Source organism: Variovorax sp. HJSM1_2 (genome assembly GCF_049316285.1).
In the GTDB taxonomy this organism is placed as follows: domain Bacteria; phylum Pseudomonadota; class Gammaproteobacteria; order Burkholderiales; family Burkholderiaceae_C; genus Rhodoferax_B.
Map to the genome: position 1 here is coordinate 79796 of NZ_JBMOXA010000020.1, position 9134 is coordinate 88929.

Below are 9134 nucleotides of genomic sequence, written 5' to 3' on the forward strand. Positions count from 1 at the left end.
CGGCGCTGTTTGGTTTTGGGCATGGTTGAAAGCTCGCTGGTCTGGCCTGCTGAACGGGGCTGGGGTCTGTTCAACTGGCCTTGGTCATAAACCGAGATAGGCGCGGCGCAAGGCGTCGCTGCCCATGAGTTCGGGGGCGGTGCCGCTGAAACGAATGGCGCCGTTCTCCATCACGTAGGCACGGTCGGCAATCTCCAGCGACTGGCCGACGTTCTGCTCCACCAGCAAGATGGCCAGGCCTTCGCCGCGCAGCTTGGCGATCAACGCAAACATCTCTTCGACCAACAGCGGCGACAGGCCCAGCGAGGGTTCGTCCAGGATCAGCAAACGCGGCTCGGCCATCAGGCCACGGCCTATGGCGAGCATTTGTTGTTCACCGCCGCTCATGGTGCCGGCCAGCTGTGTGCGGCGCTCTTTCAGGCGCGGGAAGATGTTGAACACACGCTCCAGGTTGTTCGCACGGCGTGCACGGGCGCGTGTGAAGGAGCCGAGTTCCAGGTTTTCCAGCACGTCCAGATTCGGGAAGATCTTGCGGCCCTCGGGCACCTGGATCAAGCCCGCCTTGACCACGTCGCGGTAGTGCGCCTGGCTCAGGTCGGTTGCTTCAAAACGTACCTGGCCCGCCCAGGCCTTGTAGATGCCACAGACCACGTTGTTGAGCGTGGACTTGCCCGCGCCGTTGCTGCCCAGCAGCGCCACGGTTTCGCCCGCGCGCACCTGTATGTCCACGCCGCGCAGCACTTCCACGCGGCCATAACCGCCGCGCAGGCCTTTGATGTCGAGTAGCACTTCGCTCATGCTGCGGCCTCCGTGCGGCTGGCGCCCGCAGTCTTGGCCGCAGCGGCGCGCAGGCGAGCGGCGGTGCCATGGCCCAGGTAGGCTTCGACCACACGTTCATCCGACGTGACCTGCGCCGGGTTACCCTGGGCAATCAACTGGCCCTGGGCCAGCACCCATACGTGTTCGGCCAGGTTCATCACCGCCTGCATCACGTGTTCAATCATCAGCACGGTCACACCGCTGTTGGCAATGCCGCGCACCACAGGAATCATCTCGGCAATCTCTTGAGGGTTGAGCCCGGCCAACACTTCATCAAGCAGCAGCAGGCGCGGGCGCGTGGCCAATGCGCGCGCCAGCTCCAGGCGTTTGCGGCCGGCCACGGTGAGGTCGGAGGCGGGTTTGTCGAGCAGCGGTGCCAGGCCCACACGCAGGGCTACATCCGTGGCCAAGGCCAGCGCGGGGGCGCGGCGCTTTTCGTGCAGATGGGCTCCCACGGCGATGTTTTCACGCACGGTCTGTGCGGCGAATGGCTGCACGATCTGGAAGGTGCGGGTCAGGCCTAGGCGTGCGTTGAGATGCGGCGACTGGCCGGTGATGTCCTGGCCGTCGAGGGTGACTCTGCCGGTGTCGGGCTTCAGGAAGCCGGACATCAGCGCGAACAGCGTGGTTTTGCCCGCGCCATTGGGGCCTATCAACGCGGTGAGACTGCCCTTGGGCACGGAAAGGCTCACTTGTTGCACGGCCTTGAGGCCGCCGAAGGATTTGCTCACGCCTTCAATACGTAAAAGCTCATTGCGCAGAAGTTCATTTGCCATTTGCGTCTCCTGCATTGCGCTTCCACAAGGCCAACACCGATTGGCCAATGCCCGCCACACCACGCGGCAGGAACATCACGATGAGCACCAGCACCACGCCGTAGATCACCATGTTGATGCCCGGCAGTTCGCCAAACAGATTGCGCGTGATGTCGGCCAGTGTGTGCAACACCAGCGCGCCGAGAATGGGCCCCCAGATGGTGCCCAGCCCGCCGACAATCGCGGCCACCAAAGATTCGACCGAAGTGGTGGGGCCAAACGCGATGCCCGGATCGATGTACTGGAACACCTGCACATAGAACGCCCCGGCCGCACCCATGAAGGCGCCCGACACCCCAATCGCGGCGAGCTTGACGCTGAACGGGTTGACACCCACCGCACGTGCGGCGCTTTCGTTGTCGCGCACCGCCTGCAGCCAGGCGCCAAAGCGTGAATTCTTGACCCACCACGACACCAGCAAGGCCAGCACCACCAGGGCCAACACCAGGGCGATGTAACCCTTGCGCGAACCAAACTGCATGTTGGCCACCGACTCACCCAGCGGCAACATCAAACCCACACCCGCGCCGGTGAACGGCACCGACAGCGCCAGGATACGAAACACCTCGGCAAAAGCCAGCGTGACCAGCGCAAAGTACGAACCCTTGAGGCCGTAGCGGAACGACAGCCCGCCGACAAACAGCCCCACCACGGCGCTGCCACAGGCGGCGAGTGGCAAGGCCAGCCAGGGGTTGAGGCCGCCTTGCAGTTGCGCAATCGCCTGGATGTAGGCGCCGGTGCCAAAGAACAGCGCGTGGCCAAAAGAGAACTGGCCGCCGTAGCCACCGAGGATGTTCCAGGCCTGCGCCATGAGTGCGGCGTACAACACTATCATGATGAAGTTGAGCACCACACCCGAACTGCTCACCAGCGTGATGGCGCCCACCACAGCGGCAAATGCCGCAATGCCCAAAAGTTGTTTCAGGGGATTCATGCCCGGGCTCCAAACAGTCCCTGAGGCCGAAACAGCAACACAGCGATGAAGATGACAAAGATGCCGATCTGCCCAAGCGATTCGCCCAGGTACAGACCACCAATGGATTCGACCACGCCGATCAGCAGCCCGCCGATCAAGGCGCCCATGAAGCTGCCCATGCCGCCCAGCACCACCACGGTAAAGGCCACCAGCACAAAGCCGCTGCCCACCTGTGGGTTGACGTAATAGGCCGGCAGCAGGAAGCACGCGGCCGCGCCCAGGCAGGCCAGGCCTATGCCAAAGCTCACGGCGTAGACGTGGTCTACGTCAATGCCCATGAGTTTGGCGCCATGTTTTTCCTTGGCCACGGCGCGTATCGCACGGCCCAGGTCGGTGCGGTTGACGATCCACAGCAGAATCGCCGAGACGATGAGTGCGCCGACAAACGCCACCAGCTTGGGCAGCGCAATCATGGCGCTGCCAATCGGCACGGTGGTCAGGGTGTAGGCGGTTTCGATGTTGCGGGTGTCGGACTTGAAGAACAGCAACGCCAGGTTTTCCATGACGATGGAGATGCCCAGAGTGACGAGCAGGATGTTTTCGTCCTTGCCATGGCTGGAGCGGTTGATCACCAAGCGCTGCAGCGCATAGCCCAGCGCAAACATGCCGGGCACCACAATGGGCAGCGCGAGGTAGGGGTCGATGCCGAGTTTTTCTTTGAGCCAATACACGGCATACAGGGCCAGCATCAACGACGCGCCATGCGCGAAGTTGATGATGTGCAGCACGCCGTAGATCAAGGTCAAGCCCAGCGCGATCAAGGCATAGACCGCGCCGGTGGTGAGCCCGTTCAAAATCGACGGGAAGAGAATGCTGAAGTCCAACATGCGGGTGATTGCGCTCTCTTAGGCCTTCAGCGGGAACAGCGGATCAGCTTCGCGGTACTCGCGTGGAATGATCACCTTGATGTCGTTCTTGAGCACTTGTGTCATCAGCGGTTGTGCGCCGGTGTTCTGGCCGTTGACGAACTTGGTCGGGCCGTACGGCATGATGTGATCGGAGAAAGTGCTCTTCTCCAGCGCATCGATGATGGCGGCGCGGTCACTGGACTTGGCGCGCTCCAGCGCATCGGCCAGCAGCCACATCGAGGTGTAGGTCATGAACACTTCGTAGCTGAAGAACTGGCCCTTGGCTTCGACGCGTTTCTTCAGGTCTTGCGCGCGTTTGTCCTTGGGGTTGAACCAGTGGTTGCAGTCGATGATGCCGTTGGCCGCATCGGGGAATTCCTTGACGAACTTGTAGCTCGAGGCCGCGCCGCCGAGCACCGAGAAGATCGCCTTGGGCACCACCTTTTGCTGCTGCATGGTGCGCACCAGCAGTGCGTATTCGTTGTAGTAGTTGGCCGGGATCACGATGTCCGGGTTCACCGCCTTCATGCGCAGCACGATGTTGTTGAAGTCGCGTGTGGGGTTGGCGTGTTTCACCACTTCCTTCACTTCGTAGCCGTAGCCCGGCAACTCGCGTGACAGCAGTTGCGCCGTGCCGGTGCCGAACAACGAGTCTTCGTGGATGATCATCACCGTCTTGGCAGGTTTGCCCGCGGCCGAGTTCAGCACGTGCAGGTTGGCCACCGAGATTTGCGCGCAGGTGCGGTAGCCCGGGCCGAAGCGGAAGGTGTTTTTCAAGCCGCGCTCGACGATCTGGTCGGCCACACCCACGTCCACAATGTGCGGCAGGTTGTACTTGGCGGCGGCCTGTGTGGTGGCTAGGCAGATGGCCGAGGCAAAGGCGCCGACCACGGCGCTGACACCGGCTTCGTTCATCTTCTCGATTTCGGCCGTGCCCGCTTGGGGCTGCGACTGCGCATCACCCAGCAGGGCTTCGAGTGGCGCGCCGCCCAGCGACTTGATGCCGCCGGCCTTGTTGATGTCTTCAATCGCCATCAGCGCGCCCAGGCGGCACTGCTGGCCCGAGTAGGCCAGGGCCCCCGTTACCGGGTGCAGCACACCGACCTTCACGCTTTTTTGCTGCGCCCCCGAGACCAGGGGGAAGGCCATGGCCGAGGCGGCGGCTGCGGTTTGGGTGATGAAGTGGCGGCGTGAGGTCATGGGGCTCTCCTGGGGTTTGGGGATGGCGGGGCGGAAGCGGGGGATTTCGGGGAACGGGGGGCTGTTAATGGAACTGTGCGGACATCTCTTTGCTGACCCACACCTTGGCGTCTATGCTGCCAACGCGGGACAACTGCATCTGGTATTCGTAGCGGTCTGGCCGGTACAGGCCGTGCAGCCATTGGATGGGCCGTTCCTGGTCGTCGTAGATCAGGCGGCGCACGGCCAGCAGCGCCGAGCCCACGGCCACGTCCAGGTGTTTGGCGACCACCGCATCGGCCAGCTTGGCGGAGATGGTTTGGTGGGCGCGGCCTACGTGTACGCCCGACTCTTCGAGCAGCAGCAATATGGGTTTGCGTGCGAGTTCACGGCGGCCAAACTTGCGCGCCACATCGGCGGGCACATAGGTGGTGATGTGCGACAGCGGGCCTTCGCGGGTGGTACGAATACGCACGGCTTTTTGCACCGCGTCACCCACGGCAATTTGCAGCGCACCGGCGACCGCGTTTGATGCCGTGACGGTCTGCACCTCCAGCACTTTGACCGAGGTGCGCAAGCCCATGGTGACCAGGTTTTCGAGCAAGCCGGTGAGGTGGGCTTGCTGTGTGCCTTCTGCTGCACCGGCGGCCATGGTGGCGCTTTGCGGCGTGGTACCGGAGGGGCGTGTGCCGCGTCCTGGCTCGCGCGTGATCAGACCTTCAGTGGCGAGTTGCTGCAGCGCGCGGCGCACGGTGATGCGCGCCACCGAGAACTGTTCCATCAACGCAAATTCGCCGGGCAGACCGTCGGCAAAAGCGCCTTCGTGCAGTTGTTCGCGCAGCACCAGATAGATCTGGTGGTACTTCGGCAGAGGCAGTGCGTTGGACATGATGAGCCATCTTAGAAATGGTTCTAATGTCATGTCAATAGAACATTTAAATCTGAAATGTCCCTCTGGAGCAGGATGTGTGCTGCCAAATTTGGCTGCATTTTGGTGCGTCAAACCTGTTCGGGTAAACGCTTAAATTGCGTCAGAGAACGGCTCGGTTTGAGGCCCTTGGCGCAGCCTCAGTTTGGTGAAATGGGCGCTGCAGAAAAGCGCGTTTTGACCTCATTCATCGAGCACCAAGATGGGCCAGAGATGGGCCCGGGGTGCACCGAAATGATGTGTTTGCCATTACAAAGCGGTGGCAAACTTTTTTGTAAAGCATGGGGCCAGCGCGTGCAGCGAGGGATTAGCGAGAGCTTTGGCGCACCGTGTCCAGCCAATCGCAGCGCACACGTTGGCGTTGGTGGGCAATGGTGCGGCTGTAGACGTAGCAGCTCGGCAGATGCATGGCCAGCATACACAAGGGGAAGGCCCACTCGGCGTCGAACATCAACGCCGGCAGCCAGCCGACCCAACCCATGAGCCAACACGTGAGTACGGCATCAAGCAGGTGGTACTCGATGGGATGCTGGTATTTGTTTTGCACATGCCATTGCTTGATGCGCTGCAAGTCGTTGAGGGTGAGCAGGGCGAACATGATTCCTCCAGAGAACGTGATGGGTCACCGGTGCTGGCGCCTTGTCTCTGGTGTCCGCCGTTGCCTGGCGGTTGGGCCTCGTGCCGAGGTCATCGGCCGGGGTGTTTCTCATCTGGATCGCAGCGCCCGGAGGGCCGCGATGGGGCTGGCTGGCGTTTCACGCGGTTGTCAGTTTAATGTAAGTTTGAAGTCAGTTTAGAGCAAGCATTTGCCATGGCAAATCGTGCGCGGCTGACAGCTTTTTTTGACCTGCAGCAGTGCGCTGGCCTTTTGCCAGCGCGCTGCGGGCCGCAAGGACCAGAACAAAAAGCGCGGTAAGCGCGCTAACCCAAAGCGGAGGCAGCTATGCCTTTGCTAGCGCCCCGGGTTTCAGACGAAGGTGACACCAGCGGCGGTGCGGGCGGCCGCCAGATCGGCCTCGGTGGCGTGGCAGATCAGCACCGGTGTGGGGGCCAGGGTGATGAGGCCCGGCACTATGCTGCCGGTCAGGATGCGCATGACGGAGTTGCGGTTTTCTGTGCCGGCCACGATCAGGTCGCACTGGTGCTGTTTGGTGGCGTCGGCCACACAGTGGGCGTCATCGGCAGCCGTGGCGGTGATGCTTTGGCTGCGCACGCCCGCGCTTTCGGCGATGGCGCTGGCGGCGTGGAGGATGCGCTGGGCCAACTCAGAGGCTTCGCGCTGCAATTGCTCGGGTGGCGGCATGACCACCGGCGGCAGGTCGGTCACGGGCAATACATTGCGCGGCAAGACGTAGTGGAACAGCACCTCGGCGTTGACGGCTTGCGCCAGCGCGACGCCCTCGCGAATGGCGGCTTGGCAGGCGGGGCCGTCGTTCACCACAATGAAAATCTTCTTGTACATGGCGGTCCTTTCTGTGCTGGTTGAACGGGCTGTCAGACGCAGGCTGATTTTCAATATACCCCAGAGCTTTGATTTCCCCGCAGATTAAAGGGTTCGGTGCCGCGTGGCGGCTCTGGCTCAGTGCAGAAAGCTTTCGAAATCGAGGCTGGACTGCGCGCCGTAGGCCGGGGCTTCGGGTTCTTTGAGCTTCAGGTGGTGCGCCTCGGCAAGTGTCATCAGCGAACCTACACGCACACCCAACAAACGCAGTTTCTTGTCGAGTGGTGCACGCTTGAGGCATTGGCCGGCGGCGTGGCGAATGGTGCGGGCATCGGCCGTGGGGTGGTCTATGGTGTGGTCGCGCGTGGCGATCTTGAAGTCGTCGTAACGTAACTTGATGCCTATGGTTTTGCCCACGTAGCCCTTGCGCTGCAGGTCTTCAGCCAGCTTAGTGCACAGCTGGGTGAAGATGGCGCCGAGTTCGGCCTTGTCATGCACGGCGTGCAGGTCACGGTCGAAGGTGGTCTCGCGGCTCATGGACACCGGTTCGCTTTCGGTGACCACCGGGCGGTCGTCGCGGCCGTGGGCGGCGTTGTGCATCCACGCGCCGTAGGCCTTGCCGAAATGCGCCACCAGCCATTGCGGCTCACACGCGGCCAACTCGGCAATGCTGTGTATGCCCAGCGCTGCCAGCTTGGCGCTGGCCTTGGGGCCTATGCCGTTGATCTTGCGGCAGTCCAGCGGCCACACCAGGGTTTGCAGGTCGTCCGCACCAACGATGGAAATGCCGTTGGGCTTGTTGAACTCGCTGGCCATCTTGGCGATGAGCTTGTTGGGTGCCACACCGATGGAGCAGGTGAGGCCGGTTTGTGCGAACACACTTTGCTGGATCTGCTGGGCGACCACGCGGCCACCGTCGATCTGGCCGTCGGGTAAGTCGGTCAGATCGGCGTAGACCTCGTCCACGCCACGGTCTTCCATCTGCGGCGCGATGCCGGTGACTATGCCTTTGAACAGGCGCGAGAAGCGGCGGTACTCGTCAAAGTCGACCGGCAACAGAATGGCTTGTGGGCACAGGCGCGCGGCTTTCATCAAGCCCATGGCCGAGCCAATGCCAAACTGCCGTGCGGCATAGGTGGCGGTGGTGATGACGCCACGGCCCACGTAGTCTTTGATCTGCGGAAAGGCGCTGACGGGAATGTCGGCTAGGCTTTTGCCGGCCCCGGCGTTTTTGATGACCTCATCGACCTTGCGCCGACCGCCGCCTATGACCACCGGCAACCCCTTGAGCTGCGGGTAACGCAGCAGCTCCACCGAGGCGTAGAACGCATCCATGTCGATGTGGGCGATGCGGCGGGGCATGGGGCTTGGCGGGCTTATCTGTTAATGCATACAGTATAAAACCGGCCCATGCCATCTGCTGGGGAGGGCGCCGCATGCAGGTTGCGGCGCCCGGCTGGCTTATTCTGCGGCAGCCGCCAGCAGCTGATCCAGTGCGGCCACCACAGCCGCCTCGTCGGCCACCGGGGCCAGCAGCGCTTGCAGCGCCACGAGCGCTGCAGGGCCCTCGGCCTGCAGGCGCTTCACGGCTTGGCCCGCGTCTTTTGGCGCATCGAAGCCCAGGCTTTGCAGCAGCAGATTGCCTTGGGCATCGACCAGCTTGAAGTGGAAGCGGCCATCGGTTTCGCGGTATTGCTTGAACGAGGCCAGTGTCGATTTATCGGCCTTGGCCTTGGTCTTGAGCGTGGCCTGCGCACGAAGATCACGCAGGCCCACGGCGTGGCGTAATTCGCGGATGAAGGGCGTGGCCAACGCGCGCGCGCGGTCGGCACCGGCATGCAGGATGTCTTCGATGCGGCCGGGGTGGTCGATCAAGTCCTGGTAAGTGCCACGCATGGGAGCGATCTCGCGGTCCAGGCGCTCGAACAGCATTTGTTTGGCATCGCCCCAGCCAATGCCATCGGCGTAGGCCTGGCGCAGGGCCTGGGTTTCTTCCTCGGAGGCAAAGGCCTGGTAGATCTGGAACAGGGCAGAGCCGTCCACCTCTTTGGGCTCGCCAGGTGCACGCGAGTCGGTGACGATGCCGCCAATCAACTTGCGCAATTGTTCGCGTGGCACAAACAGCGGA

Annotated in this window: 9 protein-coding genes and 1 pseudogene; all 10 read right to left on the bottom strand. The window is 62.4% G+C overall.

What is annotated here, in order from left to right:
- Positions 1-84: 84 nt before the first annotated feature.
- Positions 85-798, bottom strand: a complete 714-nt coding sequence (locus ACFQ95_RS19330) for an ABC transporter ATP-binding protein (protein WP_422833555.1) — start codon at positions 796-798, stop codon at positions 85-87.
- Positions 795-1595 (bottom strand): ABC transporter ATP-binding protein, encoded by an 801-nt coding sequence (locus ACFQ95_RS19335; protein WP_422833557.1) that lies wholly within the window; start codon positions 1593-1595, stop codon positions 795-797. The genes ACFQ95_RS19330 and ACFQ95_RS19335 overlap by 4 nt, the downstream gene beginning before the upstream one ends.
- Positions 1585-2568 (bottom strand): branched-chain amino acid ABC transporter permease, encoded by a 984-nt coding sequence (locus ACFQ95_RS19340; protein WP_422833558.1) that lies wholly within the window; start codon positions 2566-2568, stop codon positions 1585-1587. The genes ACFQ95_RS19335 and ACFQ95_RS19340 overlap by 11 nt, the downstream gene beginning before the upstream one ends.
- Complete coding sequence (locus ACFQ95_RS19345; protein WP_422833560.1) at positions 2565-3437, bottom strand: branched-chain amino acid ABC transporter permease; 873 nt, start codon at positions 3435-3437, stop codon at positions 2565-2567. Before ACFQ95_RS19345 ends, ACFQ95_RS19340 begins: the two co-directional genes overlap by 4 nt.
- Positions 3438-3455: 18 nt before the next feature.
- A complete protein-coding gene (locus ACFQ95_RS19350) occupies positions 3456-4658 on the bottom strand; it encodes an ABC transporter substrate-binding protein (RefSeq protein WP_422833561.1) in 1203 nt (400 codons plus the stop codon).
- A 64-nt stretch (positions 4659-4722) separates the two neighbouring features.
- Complete coding sequence (locus ACFQ95_RS19355) at positions 4723-5526, bottom strand: GntR family transcriptional regulator (RefSeq protein WP_422833562.1); 804 nt, start codon at positions 5524-5526, stop codon at positions 4723-4725.
- 346 nt (positions 5527-5872) lie between these two features.
- The gene (locus tag ACFQ95_RS19360; RefSeq protein ID WP_422833563.1) at positions 5873-6163 is read right to left on the bottom strand and encodes a hypothetical protein; all 291 of its coding nucleotides are present in this window, start codon (positions 6161-6163) and stop codon (positions 5873-5875) included.
- Between the two features lie 369 nt (positions 6164-6532).
- Complete coding sequence (locus ACFQ95_RS19365; RefSeq protein WP_422833565.1) at positions 6533-7027, bottom strand: universal stress protein; 495 nt, start codon at positions 7025-7027, stop codon at positions 6533-6535.
- A gap of 117 nt (positions 7028-7144) precedes the next feature.
- A complete protein-coding gene (dinB, locus tag ACFQ95_RS19370) occupies positions 7145-8368 on the bottom strand; it encodes a DNA polymerase IV (RefSeq protein WP_422833567.1) in 1224 nt (407 codons plus the stop codon).
- A gap of 99 nt (positions 8369-8467) precedes the next feature.
- Positions 8468-9134 (bottom strand): annotated as a pseudogene (locus ACFQ95_RS19375) (tryptophan--tRNA ligase); the annotation flags it as partial.